Source organism: Winogradskyella sp. A2, assembly GCF_046762865.1.
In the GTDB taxonomy this organism is placed as follows: Bacteria; Bacteroidota; Bacteroidia; order Flavobacteriales; family Flavobacteriaceae; genus Winogradskyella.
Genome location: NZ_JBKQXM010000005.1, coordinates 217,175 through 238,323 on the forward strand (window position 1 = coordinate 217,175; position 21,149 = coordinate 238,323).

At 33.9% G+C, this 21,149-nt stretch carries 18 protein-coding genes; 5 read left to right on the forward strand and 13 right to left on the reverse strand.

Annotated features, from left to right (window positions below; translation table 11 throughout):
- Positions 1 to 94 precede the first annotated feature (94 nt).
- Positions 95 to 1,138, forward strand: coding sequence for a serine hydrolase domain-containing protein (locus tag ACFWV9_RS11655; RefSeq protein ID WP_411895395.1), 1,044 nt, complete (start codon positions 95 to 97; stop codon positions 1,136 to 1,138).
- On the opposite strand, the gene ACFWV9_RS11660 is transcribed toward ACFWV9_RS11655, so the two are convergent.
- The 6 genes from ACFWV9_RS11660 to ACFWV9_RS11685 form a co-directional block, all read right to left on the reverse strand.
- Positions 1,139 to 2,803, reverse strand: coding sequence for an amidase family protein (locus ACFWV9_RS11660; protein ID WP_411895396.1), 1,665 nt, complete (start codon positions 2,801 to 2,803; stop codon positions 1,139 to 1,141).
- A gap of 106 nt (positions 2,804 to 2,909) precedes the next feature.
- Entirely contained in the window at positions 2,910 to 3,863 is a 954-nt protein-coding gene (gene ftsY, locus ACFWV9_RS11665; protein ID WP_411895397.1) for a signal recognition particle-docking protein FtsY, read from the reverse strand.
- 139 nt (positions 3,864 to 4,002) lie between these two features.
- A complete protein-coding gene (locus tag ACFWV9_RS11670; protein WP_411895398.1) occupies positions 4,003 to 4,155 on the reverse strand; it encodes a DUF4295 domain-containing protein in 153 nt (50 codons plus the stop codon).
- 7 nt (positions 4,156 to 4,162) lie between these two features.
- Complete coding sequence (gene rpmG / locus ACFWV9_RS11675; protein ID WP_076616981.1) at positions 4,163 to 4,345, reverse strand: 50S ribosomal protein L33; 183 nt, start codon at positions 4,343 to 4,345, stop codon at positions 4,163 to 4,165.
- Between the two features lie 25 nt (positions 4,346 to 4,370).
- A complete protein-coding gene (rpmB, locus tag ACFWV9_RS11680; RefSeq protein WP_411895399.1) occupies positions 4,371 to 4,607 on the reverse strand; it encodes a 50S ribosomal protein L28 in 237 nt (78 codons plus the stop codon).
- A 79-nt stretch (positions 4,608 to 4,686) separates the two neighbouring features.
- Positions 4,687 to 5,934, reverse strand: a complete 1,248-nt coding sequence (locus ACFWV9_RS11685; protein WP_411895400.1) for a competence/damage-inducible protein A — start codon at positions 5,932 to 5,934, stop codon at positions 4,687 to 4,689.
- A gap of 112 nt (positions 5,935 to 6,046) precedes the next feature.
- Here ACFWV9_RS11685 and ACFWV9_RS11690 point away from each other — a divergent pair, with 112 nt between their 5' ends.
- A complete protein-coding gene (locus tag ACFWV9_RS11690; RefSeq protein WP_411895401.1) occupies positions 6,047 to 7,060 on the forward strand; it encodes an acetamidase/formamidase family protein in 1,014 nt (337 codons plus the stop codon).
- On the opposite strand, the gene ACFWV9_RS11695 is transcribed toward ACFWV9_RS11690, so the two are convergent.
- From ACFWV9_RS11695 to ACFWV9_RS11705, 3 genes are read right to left on the reverse strand one after another with little or no spacing between them, the layout of a single operon-like run.
- Positions 7,061 to 7,402 carry an Hpt domain-containing protein gene (locus ACFWV9_RS11695; RefSeq protein WP_411895402.1) on the reverse strand — a complete coding sequence of 114 codons (342 nt, stop codon included), beginning with the start codon at positions 7,400 to 7,402 and terminating at the stop codon, positions 7,061 to 7,063.
- Positions 7,403 to 8,014: a fumarylacetoacetate hydrolase family protein gene (locus ACFWV9_RS11700; protein WP_411895403.1), complete on the reverse strand. Its 612-nt coding sequence runs from the start codon at positions 8,012 to 8,014 to the stop codon at positions 7,403 to 7,405.
- Positions 8,014 to 8,790, reverse strand: a complete 777-nt coding sequence (locus ACFWV9_RS11705; RefSeq protein ID WP_411895404.1) for an exonuclease domain-containing protein — start codon at positions 8,788 to 8,790, stop codon at positions 8,014 to 8,016. The genes ACFWV9_RS11700 and ACFWV9_RS11705 overlap by 1 nt, the downstream gene beginning before the upstream one ends.
- Before the next feature lie 109 nt (positions 8,791 to 8,899).
- Between ACFWV9_RS11705 and ACFWV9_RS11710 the strand changes: the two genes are divergently transcribed.
- The gene (locus ACFWV9_RS11710) at positions 8,900 to 9,976 is read left to right on the forward strand and encodes an NADH:flavin oxidoreductase (protein WP_411895405.1); all 1,077 of its coding nucleotides are present in this window, start codon (positions 8,900 to 8,902) and stop codon (positions 9,974 to 9,976) included.
- Between the two features lie 54 nt (positions 9,977 to 10,030).
- Here the strand turns inward: ACFWV9_RS11710 and ACFWV9_RS11715 are convergent, their stop codons facing one another.
- From ACFWV9_RS11715 to ACFWV9_RS11730, 4 genes are all read right to left on the reverse strand, one after another.
- A complete protein-coding gene (locus ACFWV9_RS11715; RefSeq protein WP_411895406.1) occupies positions 10,031 to 11,371 on the reverse strand; it encodes a dihydrolipoamide acetyltransferase family protein in 1,341 nt (446 codons plus the stop codon).
- A gap of 92 nt (positions 11,372 to 11,463) precedes the next feature.
- Positions 11,464 to 12,564 (reverse strand): glycosyltransferase family 2 protein, encoded by a 1,101-nt coding sequence (locus ACFWV9_RS11720; protein ID WP_411895407.1) that lies wholly within the window; start codon positions 12,562 to 12,564, stop codon positions 11,464 to 11,466.
- Positions 12,565 to 12,570: 6 nt separating this feature from the next.
- A complete protein-coding gene (gene recR, locus ACFWV9_RS11725) occupies positions 12,571 to 13,188 on the reverse strand; it encodes a recombination mediator RecR (protein WP_411895408.1) in 618 nt (205 codons plus the stop codon).
- A gap of 96 nt (positions 13,189 to 13,284) precedes the next feature.
- The gene (locus tag ACFWV9_RS11730) at positions 13,285 to 16,278 is read right to left on the reverse strand and encodes a VPS10 domain-containing protein (protein ID WP_411895409.1); all 2,994 of its coding nucleotides are present in this window, start codon (positions 16,276 to 16,278) and stop codon (positions 13,285 to 13,287) included.
- Between the two features lie 74 nt (positions 16,279 to 16,352).
- On the opposite strand from ACFWV9_RS11730, the gene ACFWV9_RS11735 reads away from it, so the two are divergent.
- A complete protein-coding gene (locus tag ACFWV9_RS11735; RefSeq protein ID WP_411895410.1) occupies positions 16,353 to 17,819 on the forward strand; it encodes a sodium:solute symporter in 1,467 nt (488 codons plus the stop codon).
- A 78-nt stretch (positions 17,820 to 17,897) separates the two neighbouring features.
- Positions 17,898 to 21,146, forward strand: coding sequence for a VCBS repeat-containing protein (locus ACFWV9_RS11740; protein ID WP_411895411.1), 3,249 nt, complete (start codon positions 17,898 to 17,900; stop codon positions 21,144 to 21,146).
- The last annotated feature ends 3 nt before the right edge of the window (positions 21,147 to 21,149 follow it).

Sequence of the window (21,149 nt, forward strand, 5' to 3'; positions counted from 1 at the left end):
TAATTCTATGTAATTAAACGATTCAAAACAATTGAAGTCTAAATACCCAATAGTTGATATGCAATTTAAATTCACTTATATATTAATGTTTTGTATGGTATTTGTAATATCCTGCTCCTCTGATGACAGCAATACAAGCAATAACGACCCACAATCAGAAGGCATCTATTTTCCTCCTATAACATCAGATAATTGGGAAACCAAAACATTAGAAGAATTAAATTGGAATTCATCTGATCTACAAGAGTTATTAGATTATTTAGAATTAAAAAACAGTAAAAGTTTTATGATTTTGCACGATGGTAAAATTGTAGTCGAATCCTATTTTAATGGACATAATGATACTTCACCATGGTACTGGGCGAGCGCCGGAAAAACACTTACAACAGCCCTTACTGGAATTGCGGAAGATGAAGGCTTATTGAATATCAATAATAAAGTATCTGATTATATTGGTCCAGGCTGGACAAGTGCACCTATAGAAAAAGAAGACCTTATTACTTGTGAGAATTTATTATCCATGACTTCTGGATTAGACGATAGTTTAGGAGATGATGTTTCTAGTACAAACCTACAATACATTGCTGATGCGGGAGACCGCTGGGCTTACCATAATGTTTATGTGAAACTTCAAGATGTAGTTGCATCTGCGAGTGGTCTAAATTGGTCATCCTATTTCAACACAAAATTAAGAGACAAAATTGGAATGTCTGGTGCTTGGATTCAAAATGGAGATTTCAGTGTGTATTGGAGCACCACTAGAAGTATGGCACGATTTGGCTTATTAACTTATGCCAATGGTAAATGGAAAGATGATCAAATTATTCCTGAATCTTATTTAAATGACGCTATAAATACTTCACAGAACTTAAATGAAGCATATGGTTATATGTGGTGGTTAAATGGAAAATCAACATTTAGACTTCCTCAAACTCAAATTGAATTTAACGGTGAACTTATTCCAGATGGACCAGCAGACATCTATAGCGCGCTAGGGAAAAATGATCAAAAAATCTACATATCACCTAGTAATAAGCTAGTCGTAATTAGAATGGGTAATGCTGCAGATAACGAAAATTTAGCATTATCAGATTTTGACAATCAGCTATGGATTAGAATAAACGCCTTATTAAATTAATTAGAGTTTAGGGGCTTTCCTTGCTTTTGAAGCTTGTTCATATACATAAGCCCACTCTAACAACATCTTTTCTTGAAGTCGTTTTGCTATAAATGTTAATCCCTTAGGTTTGCCCTCTTTGGTATAACCCATTGGTACTGTAATTGCTGGATATTCAGCAACTGCTGCAAAACCTGCATGGTAATTATTTATAGACAGGAAACCATCTAGATTATGGTTCTTCATGGGTATATCAAAATACTGCTTACCATTAGTTCGTAAGGTGTCTTTTATTCTTTCAAGAAAAAGTGAATCACCCTTATCAGCTACAATACCTTTAAATAAATTTTGGCCGTAAGGCATGGTTGTTATTGAATCATGAAGATTAAATTCAACCATATCTGATACAGTCCTAAGCTCAATATCTTTATTAGCATAGTTTTCCATATATGCAGGTAAATCATTCTTCATATCAAGATTTAGTAGGCGTAAAAAGTTTGGTAAACCAAGCTTTTCTTCCTCTATTTCAACAATTTCTGCACCTTGATCTTTTAATACTTCTATTGCATTTACATATAATGTGTCTTCTAACAAGCGTTTTGGCACACCAAATCTTTTATCCTTTATACTAGCTTGTTTTAATTCGCTTGTATAAAATCCAGAATCCCAAAGAGCATATATAGATTTAGAATCTGACTTGTCTTCGCCAAAAATTGCATCTAAAACAATGGCATTATCAAAAACAGTTCTTGTAATAGGGCCAGCAGTGTCTAATGTTGAAGAAATAGGAACAATTCCCGATCTACTCACCAAACCAATGGAAGGTTTTAAACCTACTGTAGAATTCTGACTCGCTGGTGATAAGATTGATCCAGAAGTTTCACTACCGATTGTCGCTGCTGCAAAATTTGCTGACACAGATACACCACTTCCAGAACTAGAACCGCCTGTGTCAAAAATTCGTCTTCCATAAGGATTAAGGGTTTGACCACCAATGGCACTATAACCACTAGGACAATCTCCACAAAAGAAATAAGCCCATTCACTTAAATTAGCCTTACCTAAAATTAGAGCTCCTTTAGATTTTAATTGCTTTACAATAAAAGCGTCGTCCGCAAAATTATCTTTTAATGCCACAGCACCAGCAGTAGTTGCCATACCTAAAGCATTTACATTATCCTTTAAAAGTATAGGCATTCCATAAATTAGATGTGCATCTTCACTTTTTTGTTGATCCAATTTCTTAGCCTCTTCAATCACATTTGGGTTAACTGCTATCACCGAATTTAATGACATAGGATGCTCTCTGTCATACTTTCTAATTCGATATAAGTAAAATTTAGTCAATTCCTCGTAACTAATTTTACCTTCATTGATAATTTCTTGTAACCCTAAAATATCTTGTTCTATGACCAAAGGCTTTAGCCTTTCATAATCTTCCTCACTAAAATCTTTTAATTGTGGATTTACAGCATTCCAAATTTCTACTTTAGTTAAATTCTTAGAATCTAAAACCTTGAATTCTGTGAAATCTTTTGTAGAAATAGCTTTTAAATCCAAAGTGCTATCAGATTCAGTACTTTTATTTTCGATTATAGATTCTTGAGGTAAGGTAGATTTTGAGTCCTTGTCGTTTTTACAAGAGACTATAAAAAGAAAAAGTAGTAAAGTAATGGTGAATCGCATGGTTAGTTTTTTTATAAAAATACAAAATCCATTGGTTTAGGTAATAATAAAAAACCTTACAAAACTAATTCTTGTAAGGTCCTAAATAATTATTCTATTCTAACTTTTAATTGAAAAAAGAATCTACAAATTCATATTTATTAAATACTTGTAAATCCTCTACACTTTCACCAACTCCTATATATTTTACAGGTACTTTAAACTGATCACTTATACCAATAACCACACCACCTTTAGCAGTACCATCCAATTTCGTAACAGCCAACGAAGTCACCTCGGTCGCTGCTGTAAATTGCTTGGCTTGTTCAAAAGCATTCTGACCAGTTGAACCATCTAATACTAAAAGCACATCGTGAGGTGCTTCCCCCACCACTTTTTGCATTACACGTTTGACCTTTGTCAGCTCATTCATTAAATTTACTTTATTGTGCAATCTTCCTGCAGTGTCTATAATTACAACATCTGCATCTTGATTAACTGCACTTTGTAAAGTATCAAAGGCCACTGAAGCAGGATCACTTCCCATTTTCTGTTTTACTATAGGAACATCTACTCTATCTGCCCAAACTTGTAATTGATCTATTGCTGCGGCTCTAAAGGTGTCTGCAGCACCCAATACAACTTTTAGCCCTTGTTTTTTAAATTGATATGCCAATTTACCAATGGTAGTAGTCTTACCTACACCATTAACACCAACTACCATCATTACAAATGGTTTTTTATCTTGAGGAACGGTGAATTCGGTTGCTTCACCTATATTAGTCTCTGCTAGTAAAGCCGCAATTTCTTCCCTTAAAATTTGATTAAGCTCTGATGTTCCTAAATATTTGTCTCGAGACACACGTTCTTCAATTCGTTCAATAACCTTAAGTGTTGTATCTACACCAACATCGCTTGTTACTAAAACTTCTTCAAGATTGTCTAGCACATCATCATCTACTTTAGATTTACCAGCAACCGCCTTATTTAATTTATTAAAAAAAGATGTTTTAGACTTTTCAAGTCCTTTATCTAAGGTTTCTTTCTTTTCTGAAGAAAATATTTTTTTAAATAAACTCATATAATGTATTTGCTTTGCTAACAGCAACAACCTTGCCTTTTATAAGATTCTGCAAAGTTGTCATATGCGCTCAAATATAGCCATAAAAAAACTGCTTTCAAACGAAAGCAGTTTTATGAATCTATATTGGAAATATTCTTTATTTCTTATTTAAAAAGTCATTAACAAGCTCTGGTGACATCACTGATTCTACAAACATGTAGGCACCAGTTTTTGGTGATTTTACCATTTTAATAGCCTTTGTCAAACGCTTAGATCCTGTCTGTAATGTTGCTACTGATTTCTTTGCCATGATTCTCTTATTTTATCTCTTTATGTACTGTCATACGCTTAAGGATTGGATTAAATTTCTTAATCTCCATTCTGTCTGGCGTATTCTTTTTATTTTTTGTTGTAATATATCTTGAAGTTCCTGGCATACCAGAAGCTTTGTGCTCTGTGCACTCTAAGATTACCTGAATTCTATTTCCTTTTTTTGCCATGGTAAATTGCCTTTAGCGTTTGCTATTATTTATAAAAACCTTTTGCTCTAGCCTCTTTAATTGCTGCAGCGATACCAATTTTATTGATAGTCTTTAATGCAGACGTAGAAACTTTTAATGTTACCCACTTATCTTCCTCTGGAATATAAAAACGCTTCTTAATCAAATTTGCGTTAAACTTGCGCTTTGATTTATTCATGGCGTGAGAAACATTGTTTCCTACCATTGCTTTTTTCCCAGTAAGTTCACAAACTCTTGACATTGTATTCTTTCTTTAGGTACGTTAATTTTTAACAGGGTGCAAATTTAGTAAAACTTTACGTTTCAACAAACATAAAGTGTCACTTTTTTGAAATTTCTTTAAGAAGTAATTCAAAGGCTTTATTAGTTGCCTTCATTATTACTTTTTCTCTATGATTTCCGAAACTAAAAACTTCAGAAATCACCTTATTTTCAGTGGCTATCGAAATCCAAACTGTACCAACTTCAGCATCAGAATCACCTTTTGTTGGTCCGGCATTACCAGTTGTACTTAAACCATAATCGGTATTAAATAGCATTCTAACATTTACGGCCATAGCTTCTGCTACTTCTTTACTTACAACAGAATGCTTTGATATATCGTCTTCAGACACATTCAAAATATCTACTTTAGATTCTGTTGCATATGCTACAATACTTCCTTTAAAATATTTCGAAGCTCCTGCTTTAGCTGTAAATGATTGGGCAATCTTGCCTCCAGTACAGCTTTCTGCTATAGCTAGTGTCTTCGTATTATCTGTTAATCTCTTGCCAATAATAGTTTCAATAGAACTATTGTCTTCAAAACCTACAAAAATATCTTTAACAAATGGCAATAAGCGCTGTACCTGCCTTTCCATTTCTTCTTCAACTTTAACTTTGTCAAATGCTTTGGCAGATAACCTCAATCTCACTCTACCTAAACTTGGTAAGTAAGCTAGTTTAATAAAATCTGGTAATTGTTGTTCAAATTCCTCAATTCTTCCAGCTATGGCACTTTCACCTAATCCATACGTTAATAGTGTTTTATGCAGTATAAATGGAAATTTAAATTTGTTTCTTAACCGTGGGATAACTTCATTAGTGATTAGTGCCTTCATTTCATAAGGCACTCCTGGTAAGGATACAAACACTTTGCCCTTCTTCTCTAACCACATGCCAGGAGCCGTACCATACTTATTCATTAATACTTTAGACTTTGACGGTACCAATGCCTGATGACGGTTTATTTCTGAAATAGGTGTTTTTATATATTTCGAAAATAAATGCTCTACATTAGCCAACACATCTTTATTTTCGATTAACTCATCATTGAAATATTCGCATAAGGTAAGCTTAGTGATGTCGTCTTTTGTAGGGCCCAAACCACCAGTAATAATGATAATATCTGCATTGCCTTCAGCCTCTTCTAGAGCTTTTAAAATATGAGCTTTTTCATCTTGTACCGAAGTAATTTGGTATATGGAAATACCAATTTTATTGAATTCTTTTGCTAGAAATGCGGAGTTTGTATCTATAATTTGTCCGATAAGGATTTCATCCCCAATTGTAATAATTTCTGCTGTCAAAAGTTGATTTTTTAAATGATTGTGGCAAAGGTAATGCTATTAAAAAGTTAATTCATTAATTTTAAACAACCTTTAATAAAATTCTGAACCAATCATGATTAATAAAAACATTTTGACAACACTACTTTATTGTACTATATCTTGTTCTTTATTTTATCAATGTGAAGAAAAAAAGGAAACGAAAACCGAAGACACATTAGAAGTAAAAAACAACTTAAAACCAGATTATTCACTTACCAAAGATCAAACTCATAATAAATTCAGTAGTTCAATTCCATCAATTCTTACAGTAAAATCTGGTGCCATCATTGAAGCTTATACAGAAGATGCTAGTGACGAACAGTTTAATTTAAATTCTACGGTTGAGGATATAGGGAGACTAGACTTTGAACCTATCCACCCATTAACAGGTCCTGTTTTTGTTGAAGGAGCTGAACCAGGTGACGTCTTAAAAGTAACACTTCATGAGATTGAGTTAGGAGATTGGGGCTGGAATGCTATCTATCCAGGCTTTAGCTTTGTTGCTGACTCTATTAAGGGTGAATATCTTAGGATATACGATTTAAAAGATGATAAAACTAAAGTTAATTTTAATGATTCCATTCAATTAAAACTTAATCCATTTCCTGGAGTAATGGGAGTGGCTCCAGCTACTCAAGAGTTATTAAGTACTATTCCACCAAGAGCAAATGGCGGAAATATGGATGACCCCAACATGACGGTTGGAACTTCAGTGTATTTCCCTGTTTTTGTCGAAGGAGGATTATTCTCGATTGGTGATGGACATGCTGTACAAGGCTTAGGTGAAGTTTGTGGTACGGCTATAGAAGTTCCGTTAAGAATCGTCTACGAAATTGAGCTAATAAAACATAAATCAATAGAAGAACCACAGTACGAAACCAAAGATTACTATGCAACTACAGGGTATGGAACTACGATTGATATTGCAGCAAAAAAAGCAACGCTCTACATGATAGATTATTTAATGAAAGAACACAATCTTAGTGAACTCGAAGCTTATGCCTTATGCTCTTTAGCTGGTGATCTTAAAATAGCCGAAACTGTAGATTTACCACATATGCTAGTAACGATGCATATGTCTAAAAAAGTTTTAGGAATAAAATAATTATAAATTAAAATCAGACTTAATCTCAGCAGTTGCCTTATCAACGCCATCTAATACAGTTTGGAGCTGGGTAGATATATCTTTATCAGCTTGCTCATATTTCCCCCAATCTTGCACTTCGATTAAGGCATGGTACGATGTCATACCAAACAATTCTAGAGTTGGTTTCATTTTATGAGCAGCTTGATATGTTTCATAAAAATCATTTTCAGGAACCGCCTTTCTTAATCTATCTGCATCTACTGGTACTTCTTCTATAAATGCTGCGGCTAGTGCCATAACGAAGTCTTCATCGTTATCTGCCATTTCTCTTACTCGATCTAATTTATAATGTTCTGCCATTTATTTAATTTTAATTGAAAACATTTCTTGGTCTTCAATGTATCCTTTTAATTCATCATTTGCAAAAACCTTACCAACTCCTGCTGGTGTTCCTGTAAATATAATATCTCCAATTTTTAAAGTAAAATATTTTGAGACATATTCTATGAGTTCATCAATTTTCCACAACATCAATTCAGTACTCGCAGACTGTACAATTTCATCATTCTTTAGTAAACTAAAGCTTATATTATCTACATTTTGGAATTGGGTTTTAGGCAACCACTTGCCTATTACTGCCGCACCATCAAATGCTTTGGCTTTTTCCCAAGGTAATCCTTTAGATTTTAGTTGAGCTTGTAGATCTCTTGCCGTGAAATCTATACCTAGCCCAATATCGTCATAATATTTATGAGCAAACTTCTTACTAATATGTTTACCTACTTTTTTGATTTTTACCAATACCTCCACCTCATGATGTACCTCATCCGAAAAATCTGGAATAAAAAACGGTTGTTTTTTCAACAAAATAGCCGTGTCTGGTTTTAAAAAGACAACAGGATCCGATGGTTTTTCGTTCTCCAATTCTTTAATGTGATCAGTGTAGTTGCGACCAATACAAATGAGTTTCATTAGCCTAATTTATTATTAAACTGACGTAATTTAATTGAGGTTAACACTTTTTTAGTATACAAGGGGAAATCAGCATTTAGTAACCAACCAAAATATCCAGGTTCTTTTTCCATGACATCTACAACACGCTTATTTTTGTGTTTACCAAAAGAAAAACATTCTTCACCTTCTTTATTGTAGATTAAAAAGCCTGCAAAATCAGCAAACTTTCTACGTGAACTAAATTCTGCTAAGAATTTTGTGTCGTTTTCTAATTCATCGTATTTACCTAATTGCGCCTTTAAAACTTCGTAGGTAGCCTTAGTATCTGCCTCTGCACTATGTGCATCATCTAAATTTTTATCACAATAAAACTTGTAGGCTGCACTTAATGTACGTTGTTCCATTTTATGAAATATTGTCTGTACATCAACAGAAACACGATTTTTCATATCAAAATCTACTTCCGCACGTAACATTTCTTCCGCTAAAAGTGGAATATCAAATCGGTTTGAATTAAAGCCTCCTAAATCCGAGTCCTTAATAAGATTATGAACCTCTTTTGCTATATCTTTAAAAGTTGGTGCATCTACAACATCAGCATCCGAAATTCCATGAACTTTAGTGACTTCCGCTGGAATTGGAATTGTTGGGTTGACCAATTTGGTATAAGTTTCTTCCTTACCGTCAGGAAACACTTTTAAAATGGATATCTCAACGACTCTGTCTTTTGAAATATTGATTCCTGTAGTTTCTAAATCAAAAAAACAGATGGGTTTATTAAGACTGAGTTGCATTTGTTATAACTTTTGCACAAAGGTAGGGAGATTTAATAAAACTGATTAAAGAAAATCACGATTTGAGATTATAAATAAATAGTCGAAATTCGTATAGAAAAAATATGCTATGAATAAAAATCTTGACACTCCATTGACATTTAATTGTGGTACAATCATGAAAAATCGTTTTATGTTAGCGCCACTTACAAATCAGCAAAGTCATGAAGACGGAAAACTTTCGGATGCGGAATATAAATGGTTAACCATGCGCGCTGAAGGTGGTTTTGGATTAGTAATGACCTGTGCATCCCATGTACAAGAGGTGGGAAAAGGATTTTCTGGACAATTAGGCATATTCTCTGATGATCTTATTGATGGTCATACCAAACTTGCTTCAAAAATTAAGTCGCATGGCAGTTTAGCTGTTATTCAATTGCATCATGCTGGTATGCGATCACCGTTTGATGTTATTAAACAAAAAGCCGTTTGCCCATCGGATAGCGAAAAACACAATGCCAGAGCGTTGACCTTAGAAGAAGTGTATCGGCTACGAGATGATTTTATTGCCGCAGCTGTTCGAGCAAAAAACTGTGGCTATGATGGTGTTGAAGTGCATGGAGCGCATGGTTATATCCTTACCCAGTTTTTAAGCTCAAAAATCAATCAGCGACTAGACCAATATGGTGGTTCTTTAGAAAACAGAGCACGATTACTTGCTGAAATTACTGATGGAATTAGAGGAATCTGTGGTAACGATTTTTTATTAGGTGTACGATTGTCACCTGAGCGTTTTGGCATGCAGCTTTCTGAAATTAAAATCATCAGCCAACAGTTAATTGATACTGGTAATATTGACTTCTTAGATTTATCACTTTGGGACTGCTTTAAACAACCAGAAGAGTTTCCTGAAAGTAAACTAAACCTTTTAGAGCACATACTGCAACTCTATTATAAAGACGTAAAACTCACTGTTGCTGGTAATATCAGAACTGGTAAAGATGTACAAAACATACTTAACGCTGGTGTTGACTTTGTCACTATTGGTCGCTCTGCCATATTACATCACGATTTTCCTAAACAAGTTATGACTAATCCTGATTTTGAACCTATTGAAAATCCTGTTTCTGAGAATTATTTGCAAGCTGAGGGATTGAGCAAGACCTTTATAAACTATATGAAACGTTGGGAGGGTTTTGTAAAATAGAGAAGCACAGCGTTTAAACTGTACCTCTAAATAAATATAATATTTGAGTAAAAATTAAATTTCTCTATCCATATCCCAAGCTTCGAAATAATCTTTAACCGCCTGTACAAATTGTCCTCCTAATGCACCATTTACTACTCTATGATCGTAAGAGTGAGATAAGAACATTCTGTAACGGATTCCTATAAAATCACCTTCCGAAGTTTCGATAACTGCTGGAACTTTTCTTATTGCACCTAAAGCTAAAATACCTACTTGAGGTTGATTTATAATAGGTGTGCCCATAATACTTCCAAAAGTACCAACATTGGTAACTGTATATGTACCGTCTTGAATCTCATCTGGTTTTAATTGACCTATTCTGGCTCTGTTGGCTAAATCGTTTACTTTCTTGGCCATACCAAGTAAATTCAATTGATCAGCATCTTTAATTACAGGTACAATCAAATTACCATCTGGTAAAGCAGCTGCCATACCTAAGTTTATATTCTTCTTCTTTATAATGCTATCTCCTTGAACGGAAATGTTAAGCATTGGGAAATCTCTCAATGCTTTGGCAACTGCCTCTAAAAAGATTGGCGTAAATGTTAGGTTTTCACCCTCACGTTTTTTGAAAATGTCTTTATGCTTGTTTCTCCAATTCCAAATATTTGTTACATCTGCCTCTATGAACGATTGCACATGAGCTGAAGTTTGAACCGATTCGACCATATGCTTAGAAATGAGTTTACCCATTCTAGTCATTTCAATGATTTCATCACCTCCAGAAGCAATAACAGGAGTAGATTCTTGATTCTGTACAACAGGTGCCGATTCAGTTTTCATCTCAACTTTTTGTTCTACTACTGGTTGTGCTTGAGTCACTTCAGTAGGTTTGGACCCTCTGTTTTCAAGATAGGCCTTCATGTCATTTTTTGTAACTCGGCCATCTTTACCAGTTCCAGGAATTGTATCTAACTCGTTTTGTGATACTCCTTCTTGCTTCGCTATGTTTCTTACCAACGGAGAATAAAAACGATCACCAGATGATATAACAGGATCAACTGATTGTTGAGCTGCAACTACAGTTTGAGACACCTCTTCAACAAGCTTTTCTTGCTTTGGTTCTTCTTTTGTTTCCTCAGTAGGTGTAGATTTTTCATCTTGTTCGTCACCTTCTATTTCAATTACAGCTATGGTTTGACCAACTTGTACAACATCATCAATATTGAATAACTTTTCAACTAAAACACCATCAACCTCACTAGGAACTTCACTATCTACCTTATCTGTTGCAATTTCTAAAACTGCTTCATCTGCTTCAATAGTATCACCAACTTCCTTTAACCACGAAGTAATTGTTGCTTCTGCAACACTTTCTCCCATTTTAGGTAACTTAAGTTCAAACTTTGCCATATCTATAATTTGAAGGTCTTTATTCGCTAATTGAATGCAAAATTAATAAAAAAACAGATATTTTGTTGATTTTTATTCATTATAAAATCTGTTTAAAATTTTTCAACAACACCTCTACTAGACGAGGAATCGCTTCCTATGATAAAATTACTGCTTTTCAGTAAAAATCTAAAGACACAATTAACTTGTTTTGATTTTTGTTTCATATCGCTAATAATCGTCTTGAAATCAATAATATCGCAATCATAAACAAGCATACTATTTTGTGATAATTGTGTTTTTAAATCTAGATAAGAATGAATCGGTTGATTCAATTTTTCAGCAACACTATTATCTAACTTTTCGGTGAACACATAAGTGCTTTCAATAAGTGGTACTTTGTCTTCCTTAGTGTTTTTTGTTAACTGTAAGACTTTTATACCTAACCAAACAACAGCATTGAATATTACATTGCTTTTAAAGTGTTTTTTATAAAAGATTTGCATGGCGTTATGGAAACGCTTAGCATAGACACTATTTTTCATAGTACTTTCACCTTTAAAATGAACTAAGCTGGTTTTACCATAATAATAGTTGGTGTAGCCTGCTTTTTTGATTTTATAGGATAAATCAATATCCTCACCATACATAAAATAGTCCTCGTCAAATCCTCCTACTTCATTATATGTTTTTGACTTCAAAAACATAAATGCACCTACAAAAACATCTACTATGCCCACCTCGTCTTTGTCAAGATAATTGGCATAGTAAGACTTATCCATACCCAACATTTTCTTAAGAGATATAATTGGTGTTGGAATGTTGCGTTTACTTTCTGGTAAATAATTTCCTTTACCATCTATAAGTTGACAACCAACTATACCAGTATTTTTAGTCTGAGCATAAAACTCAATTAACTCAATAAACGTATCTTCAGCAACAACAGTATCTGGATTTAGAATACAAAGATATTCTCCCTTTGCCATGGCAACACCAATATTATTACCTTTTGAAAATCCTAAATTATCATGGTTCTCAATCAATTTTACTTTTGGAAATTTTGACCTAACCATTTCGCAACTATCATCGTTTGATGCATTATCAACAACGATGATTTCTCCGTCGATTGTCCTTATTGCCTTTTCAACACTTTTTAGACATAGCTCTAAAAAATACTTCACATTATAATTAAGTATGATGACTGAAAGTTTCACGAATCCTTAGGATTTTAAAGAGGCCTCGAACGGTACTCTGTCAATAATACTTCTACCTAAAGTAATCTCATCCGTATACTCCAATTCATTCCCAGCAGCAACACCTCTTGCTATTGTTGAAGTGGCAACTTCAGATCCTTGAATTTGCCTAAAAATGTAAAAATTGGTTGTATCACCTTCCATTGTAGGACTCATAGCAAAAATAAGCTCTTTAACTACGCCGCTCTTTACTTTTTCTACTAAAGAGTTTATATTTAGATCTTGTGGCCCAATTCCATCCATTGGTGAAATTTTGCCACCCAAAACATGATACAAACCCTTAAACGAACTTGTATTTTCAATGGCCATAACATCCCTTATATCCTCAACAACACAAATGACATCTTCTTGCCTATTTGGATTAGAACATATTTCACATAACTCCTTATCACTAATATTATGGCAAGATTTACAAAGTTTTATTTCTGATCTAACTTTTGTAAGTGCATCAGCTAATTGAAAGGTTTGGGAATCTGGCTGTCTTAGCATATGCAATACTAATCTTAGAGCTGTACGTTTACCTATGCCAGGTAATTGAGACATCTCATTGACAGCGTTTTCAAGAAGTTTTGACGAAAATTCCATAAGTGCGAAGGTACAGCTTTTAAGGCCAAAGAAAAAGCATAAAAAAGTCCAATTACCACCATATGACAATTGGACTTTTAGTTATTATAAGTAAAATTATTTTAAGATCAACTTTTTAGTTGCTTCACCATATGTACTACTTAATTTTACAAAGTAAACACCTTCTTGGAAATTTGAAACATCAATACTATGACCATTGAAAGTATCTAAATTTTTAGAATAGAATACTATTTTTCCTAGACTATTGTATATTCTTACAGTTACAGCCTCAGGTTTCGCCCATTTAATATTAATTTCTTTATTAGCCGGATTTGGATATAAACTAAAATCTTCTGTACTAAATTCATTAATACTTAATGATGCATCATACACATTAGAACGCCACAAACCTCTACCATAGGTTGCAGCATAAATTTTATTATCCGAAGCGTTAATTTCTAGTTCATTAATTCTCACATTTGGAAGACCATTATTAAATGGTATCCAAGTATTACCTAAAACATTATCCGTGTAATAAATACCATAGTTCATACCAACATAGAGCCCATCTTCACTATTATCTTGCCAGGCAACAGCTTGTGACGAAAAATTTGGCAAATCCCATGGTATTGGAGTAAATGTAAGACCACCATTTGTGCTAATGTAAACTTTATTACTATTAGTTGTTGCAGCGGCAATTTTGTCTGGATCTGAAGGATGAACCGCAATACTGTTAATTCGACCACTTGAAAGATTTAATCCGGAAGGTGACCATGTTAAACCACCATTTGTTGTATACCACAGAGCTCCATCAATTGCTAGGTACATTTTATTGTTATCTGTTGGTGCAATCTTAAGTTCATCAATATCATCACCGAAATTTTGTGAGATTGACGTCCAATTAGATCCACCGTCAACGGATTTATAAACTTGGTCAAAAGCACAATAAATGGTGTTTTGGGTGATTGGGTCTTGTTCAAAAGGTACAACCCAATTCCAATTGTTTTGTCCACCTTTTCCGTCTGGTTGCCCTACACTTATTACACTATTTCCACCGTTAGTTGATTTTACAAAAGAACCAAACTGTGATGTCCCATAAATAATTTGATTGTTATTTTTATCAATAAAGCCTTCCATACCATCTGCACCCCACCAATCGTACCAGTTTCCATCTGCTCTAAGTACAGAAGATCCATTATCTTGTGAACCTCCTGTTACAATAACGGGATCAGTTTGGCTAATTCCAATTCTATAAAATTGTCTAATTCCTAATCCTGGTGTAAGATCAGTATAAAAAGTAGAGTTTACAGTCGTTGGATCATCAGCTTTAAAAATTCCACCATCCGATCCAACAAAGAGTTTAGCATTAGCTCCTGAACCTGCAAATAACATAATATCAACATCTGCATGACAGTAGCCTATATTTTCATTGGATGCACCTCCTGGTGTCCATTGAGAACTAATACTAAATGACACACCACCGTTTGTAGAACGCCATGTATTAATACCAGCTATATGCACATCGTTAACATCATTCGGGTTAACCGTAATGGCCATATCTCTCGGTGCCTGCCCTAGATTATCAAAACCATTTGAATCGTAACCAAAATAATTTTGAAATGGATGACTCAATTGAGTGAAGGTGGCACCGTTATCCATAGATTTGTGTATACCTCCAAAGGTTCCACCATCGGCCTCCACAACATATACGACAGACGGATCATCTGCAGAAACACCTATCATCTTAACTCCTGAAGAGAAATCATTCGATGCGGATTCAAAACCATCTGAAAACACTATGCCTAAATTTGTAGCTTCAACAGACACGTCATCTAAAGTAAGTCCACGACTCCAATTAGCAATTCCTTCAAATGCTATAAAATAATCTGAAGTAACATTAGGCAAATTAAGTGTAATATCTGTCCATTGAGCCGCCTCTGCAGTATAATGCGCTAGTTGTACCCAATTACTTGATACTGAAGTTTTATAATATACTTTTAATTGATCAATATTCCCTACCCAGTTGACTTGAGAATAAGAAAAATTTAACGTTGGATTTGACGCACCTGATAAATCCAAAGCAGGTGAAATTAACCTCGTAGTAGGAAAAGTGTAATTATTAATATTTAAAAATGCCATTGAATCACCAGTTCTTGGAGTTATAGAACCATTTTGATTTGAATCCGACGTCGTCCAACTATTGGTTCCACTGACATATTCTTGCATCCATGCATCCAAACCATCACTTGTATCGAAAGTTGCTCCTCCATCTGTAGAAACATAGAATCTTGTACCTGAGGCATAAACCGTCGCAGGGTCTCCTGGTTTGAATTGAAAATCATATCCAGTGGTCGCACTAGAATTAATTGAAGTCCACGTTGATCCTCCATCTATCGACTTAAACAGACCACCACTTTGTGCACTAGCATACATTTTTGATGAATTAGTTGGATCAATTAAAATTTTATTGACAAAACCTCCTGCAACATTACCATGTAAAGCCCAAGTCGCACCTCCATCAGTTGATTTAAATATTGAACCACCGTTTGAACCCCAATAATATGTGCTACTGTTAAGAGAATCTATTGCCAATGCATATACATCTATGTTTGATAAATTATCCGTAAGGACAGTCCATGTTGTTCCTCCATCAAGGCTTTTCCACACACCACCTGTTGGACTCCCAACTAAAATATGGTCTAAATTAGAATCGTCTATCGCAATTGAGGTAATTCGTCCTACTCCTGGGTTATAACCTGAAGTCGCATTCCAATATGTCGGTCCCAATTGTTCCCATGTTCCAACTGTGGTTCTAGAAAAAGAACCTTCATTGTTTTGAAGTGCGTTATAATTTTGAAGCTCATTGTAATAAAACTCAGGTGATTTTAACATCCCATTTTCATCCATGGCTCGCTCAGCAAAATACTGCCATCTTCTAAATGGTTTATATCCTGTACCTCTATCTCTACCAACCTCATCGAAATGCACCTCTGCTCGTTCAGATATATGTTGTACTGTGTGAGTACCTTCTGCAATTAAATCTAAATATTCTTGTGCTGATAAGTAGGTTGTCAAAAATAAAAATGTAGATAAAAGGGCTATATTTTTCATAATTATTAAAATTTTAAATAGCTTTTTTTTTCAAAAATAGTACTTTTCAAGAATATAATCTTAATTACACCAACATGTCACCAACCTCCATACTGGTTTTAATAATTAGTTATTTTAGTGTTCTTATTATCATTTCCTACTTCACAGGTAAAGACGATAGTAACGCTGTTTTTTTTAAGGCTAACAAACAATCTCCTTGGTATATAGTTGCCTTTGGGATGGTTGGTGCATCGCTTTCTGGTGTTACTTTTATTTCAGTGCCAGGATGGATTGAAGGTTCTCAATTCAGTTATTTTCAAGTTGTACTAGGTTATATGTTTGGGTATTTTGTAGTTGCTTTTGTGCTATTACCACTCTACTATAAACATAACGTAACTTCTATTTATGAGTATTTAATGGTGCGTTTTGGTGTTGTGAGTCATAAAACTGGTGCATTTTTCTTTTTCATTTCACGAGTTATCGGTGCTGCATTTAGATTATTCTTGGTTGCTATTGTATTACAACAATTTGTATTTGATGCTTGGGATATTCCTTTTGAAATCACAGTTATAATTTCAATATTACTCATCTGGGTCTACACAAATAAAGGTGGCATTAAAACAATTATATGGACGGACACACTGCAAACACTTTTTATGTTAACGGCAGTTGTATTATCAATATATTTTATCAATGATAATTTAGGTTGGTCATTTAGTGAATTTTTGGCCTCAGAAGAACTTAAAAATTATGACAAAATATTTGTTACAGATAGTTTCTTAGAACGTAGTCATTTTGTAAAGTCCTTTTTAGGCGGCATGTTTATCACCATATGTATGACAGGTCTTGATCAAGATATGATGCAAAAGAATTTGACTTGTAAGTCTCTAAAGGATGCCCAAAAAAATATGATTTCATTTAGTATCGTTTTAGTCATTGCAACATTTCTATTTATGCTTTTGGGAGCACTGTTATACATCTATGCTAATAAAAATAATATTGCAATACCATTAATGGATGGTAAACCAAGAACCGATTTATTATTTCCGGAAATTGCCTTGAACAGTGGTTTGGGTCTTACACTAGCGGTTACTTTTATGTTAGGCTTAATTGCAGCTGCTTACAGTAGTGCAGATAGTGCTTTAACGTCACTGACAACATCATTTTGTGTGGATTTTCTAGACATAGAAAAAAAATCAGAAAACGTTCAAAAAAGCCTCAGGAAAAAGATTCATATTGCAATGAGCATATTATTGGTTGTTGTAATTATCATTTTTAAATATGTATTGACAAGCAACGTCATTGACAGTTTATTAACCGTAGCAGGATATACCTACGGACCTCTTTTAGGGTTATTTGCGTTTGGTATTTTTACCAAATACCAAATAAAGGACAGATATGTTTGGATTGTCGCATTAAGTTCTGCCATTATCATCTCAATTATTGGTTCAATACCACCAGAAAATCTTGGCGGTTACACCTTAGGATATGAATTATTACCTATCAATGGTCTCATAACATTTTTAGGGCTATTGCTACTTAGAAAAAAGACTGTAGAATAATACAGTTGTTGGTTATCTGAAAATATAAGTGGCCTAAAATATTAGTATATTTGCTTAATTGATTTTGCTACAATTCCGATGAAAAAATTTTCTATTCTATTATTAGTATTTGTTTTGATTTTCTCTTGTTCTGAAGAAGAAGGAAAAACCTCTGAAACTTCGTCTTATCTGCTCACGGAAGTTGAACCAGAGACATCAGGTGTTGATTTCTCAAACCTAGTAACTGAAGACCCTGGTCATAGTATTATTAACTACATTTATTATTACAACGGAAGTGGTGTAGCTGCTGGTGATATTAATAATGACGGACTCTCAGATTTGTTTTTTGTTTCTAACATGGGAGACAATAAATTATATCTAAACAAGGGTAATTTTAAATTTGAAGATGCTTCAGAAAAAGCAAATATAAATGGTAATTCTAATTGGCAAACTGGAGTTACAATGATAGATATTAATAATGACGGATTATTAGATATTTACGTATGTGCAGTTTCTGGTTTATTAGATTTTAAAGGTCATAATGAACTTTTCATAAATAATGGTGATGGCACCTTTACCGAAAAGGCCAAAGAATACGGACTTGATTTTGAAGGATATTCAACACAAGCTTACTTTTTTGATTATGACAAAGATGATGATCTAGATGTTTACATAGTAAACCATGCCGTTCACACCACACTTTCGCATGGCAATGCTGATCTAAGGAATAAACGTGAACCACTTGTAGGTGACGTTCTGCTTAACAATGACAATGGAAAGTTTAAAGATGTTAGTGACTATGCTAACATTTATGGTGGTGTTAATGGTTATGGGTTAAGCGCTACAGTAGCAGATTTTAATAATGATGGTTGGGATGACATATATGTTTGTAATGATTTTCATGAGGACGATTATTATTACCTCAACAACCATGATGGTACATTTACCGAAAGCCTTGATGAATCTTTTACAACGATTAGTAGATTTTCTATGGGTAGTGATGCTGCAGATATTAATGGTGATGGTTTTCAAGATTTAATGACTTTGGATATGTTACCAAAAGACGAACGTATTTTAAAGGAAACTGAAGGTGACGATGCCATGTTTAATATGCAAGAGCATTTAGAAAATTTGGGATACAAAGATCAATACTCGCGCAACATGCTTCAAATCAATAATGACGGTAAATATTTTCATGAAACCGCCTTATTTAACAAGGTTGCCGACACAGATTGGAGCTGGGCACCGCTTTTTGCAGATTTCAATAATGATGGTCATCAAGACTTGTTTGTTTCTAATGGAATTCTGAGACGTCCTAATGGTTTAGATTTTAAAAAGTATGTCTCTAATGCTTTCAAAGGGCGATCAGAAATTGAAGGACTCCAATGGTTATTTAACTCTATTGGTGAAATGACTTCAGGTGAGGTTACTAATGAAATATTTGAGGGTAATTCTGTTAAACTCACAAGCCAAACGGGGAATTGGATAGAAAATAAACCGAGTCTTTCTAATGGTGCCATATATGTTGATCTAGACTTAGATGGCGACTTAGATATTGTTACAAATAACTTCAATTCGGTAGCAAGTATATACAGAAATACAACGGACAGCAGTAGTAATTTCATCTCTTTAGATGTAATTTATAAAGGAGCCAATAAAGAAGGTGTTGGCACAAAAGCGATAGTACATTCAAATGGTAAGAGCCAAATGAAACAATTGTTTAAATCTAGAGGGTTTTTATCTTCTCTTGAGAGTAAACTTCATTTTGGATTGGGTAATGCTCAGAAAGTAGATTCAATAGAAATTATTTGGCCTAACAATGAATACCAAACTTTTAAGTCTCCTGAAATAAATAAAGCTATATCAGTTGAATATACTGCCGTGAATAGCAACTATGTTTATGATAACTCAAAAAACAAAAGTTCATATTTTAAAGATAGTAATAGTATTTCATACGAGCATTCTGAAGATAATTACACTGATTTTTTGGAGGAAAAGTTAATACCATATAAAGTTTCTACTTTTGGCCCTGCGTTTGCCAAAGGTGATATAGATGGAAACGGATTTGAAGATGTATATATCGGAAGTGCTTCTGGTAAAGTCAGTGAATTATACCTCAATTCTGGTTCTGGATTTAATCTATCAAAACAAAAAGCATTTGAAAACGACATAGGTTTTGAAGACAACGATGCTTCATTCTTTGACGCAGATAATGATGGAGATCTAGATCTTTACGTAGCTTCCGGTCTTACCCAGTTTAAGGTTGAAAACTTAGTTAAGGATAGGCTTTACATAAATGACGATGGTAATTTTATTAATGCATCAGACCGTATTCCATCAAATACCAATATCTCATCTGCTGTAGAAGCTTATGATTACGATAATGATGGAGACACAGATCTATTTATTGGTAATCATTCTGTTCCGAACGATTATGGAAAAAAGGTGAATTCTTACCTATTGAAAAATGACGGCAAAGGTAATTTTACAAAAAGTGAATCCTTAGATGTTACCAAGGTAACATCTGCGAAATGGACAGATATTAATGATGATAATTTAAAGGACCTATTAGTATCATCAGAATGGGATACACCTAAAATTTATATTAATAATAATGGAAGTTTAGAATTGCAGGACATACCTGAAAATATAAATGGCTTGTGGCAAACTATCAGTACATATGATATTGATGGTGATGATGACGAAGATATTCTACTTGGTAATTGGGGACTAAACACAAAGTTCAATCTTTATTTTGATGGCCCATTACTCATGTACTATTCAGACTTTGATAAAAATGGAATTAATGAAACCTTAATAGCCTATAATAGAGATGGTAAATATTACCCATTGAATTCAAAAGATGAAATGGCCAGTCAAATGAATATTATTAATAAAATTTATCTAGATCACAAAAGTGTTGCAGGTAAAACCATTGAGGAGGTAATTAAAAAAGGTAGCATTAATAAGGCTGAAAAATCTGAAGCGCATACACTTGCTTCGGGTTACTTAAGAAATGACAACGGAAAATATTCTGAATTTGTTCATTTTGAAGATGCTTTGCAACTTGCACCTATTACATCATTTTCAGAAATAGAAGCAGGTAATAAGACTAAATTATTAGTTGGTGGAAACTCCTACAAAGTCAATACTTATCATGGCTCCTACTCCTCTTTAAAAGGGTTATTATTAGATAACGAGTCTAATTATGAACCAGTTTCAAAATTGGGTATGGCTCCATTTAATGATCAAATAAAGCAGATTGAAACTGTAAAGATGAAGGATAAAGACATCATTTTTGTCTTATCTAACAATGCCAAATTGAAATTATACACATATTCAGAATAGATA

Excerpts from the sequence above, each read along its gene's own strand:
- ACFWV9_RS11655 (WP_411895395.1), top strand. The coding sequence starts at position 95 with ATGGTATTTGTAATATCCTGCTCCTCTGATGACAGCAATACAAGCAAT.
- ACFWV9_RS11660 (WP_411895396.1), bottom strand. The coding sequence starts at position 2,803 with ATGCGATTCACCATTACTTTACTACTTTTTCTTTTTATAGTCTCTTGT.
- ftsY (WP_411895397.1), bottom strand. The coding sequence starts at position 3,863 with ATGAGTTTATTTAAAAAAATATTTTCTTCAGAAAAGAAAGAAACCTTA.
- ACFWV9_RS11670 (WP_411895398.1), bottom strand. The coding sequence starts at position 4,155 with ATGGCAAAGAAATCAGTAGCAACATTACAGACAGGATCTAAGCGTTTG.
- rpmG (WP_076616981.1), bottom strand. The coding sequence starts at position 4,345 with ATGGCAAAAAAAGGAAATAGAATTCAGGTAATCTTAGAGTGCACAGAG.
- rpmB (WP_411895399.1), bottom strand. The coding sequence starts at position 4,607 with ATGTCAAGAGTTTGTGAACTTACTGGGAAAAAAGCAATGGTAGGAAAC.
- ACFWV9_RS11695 (WP_411895402.1), bottom strand. The coding sequence starts at position 7,402 with ATGGCAGAACATTATAAATTAGATCGAGTAAGAGAAATGGCAGATAAC.
- ACFWV9_RS11700 (WP_411895403.1), bottom strand. The coding sequence starts at position 8,014 with ATGAAACTCATTTGTATTGGTCGCAACTACACTGATCACATTAAAGAA.
- ACFWV9_RS11705 (WP_411895404.1), bottom strand. The coding sequence starts at position 8,790 with ATGCAACTCAGTCTTAATAAACCCATCTGTTTTTTTGATTTAGAAACT.
- ACFWV9_RS11710 (WP_411895405.1), top strand. The coding sequence starts at position 8,900 with ATGAATAAAAATCTTGACACTCCATTGACATTTAATTGTGGTACAATC.
- ACFWV9_RS11715 (WP_411895406.1), bottom strand. The coding sequence starts at position 11,371 with ATGGCAAAGTTTGAACTTAAGTTACCTAAAATGGGAGAAAGTGTTGCA.
- recR (WP_411895408.1), bottom strand. The coding sequence starts at position 13,188 with ATGGAATTTTCGTCAAAACTTCTTGAAAACGCTGTCAATGAGATGTCT.
- ACFWV9_RS11730 (WP_411895409.1), bottom strand. The coding sequence starts at position 16,278 with ATGAAAAATATAGCCCTTTTATCTACATTTTTATTTTTGACAACCTAC.
- ACFWV9_RS11735 (WP_411895410.1), top strand. The coding sequence starts at position 16,353 with ATGTCACCAACCTCCATACTGGTTTTAATAATTAGTTATTTTAGTGTT.
- ACFWV9_RS11740 (WP_411895411.1), top strand. The coding sequence starts at position 17,898 with ATGAAAAAATTTTCTATTCTATTATTAGTATTTGTTTTGATTTTCTCT.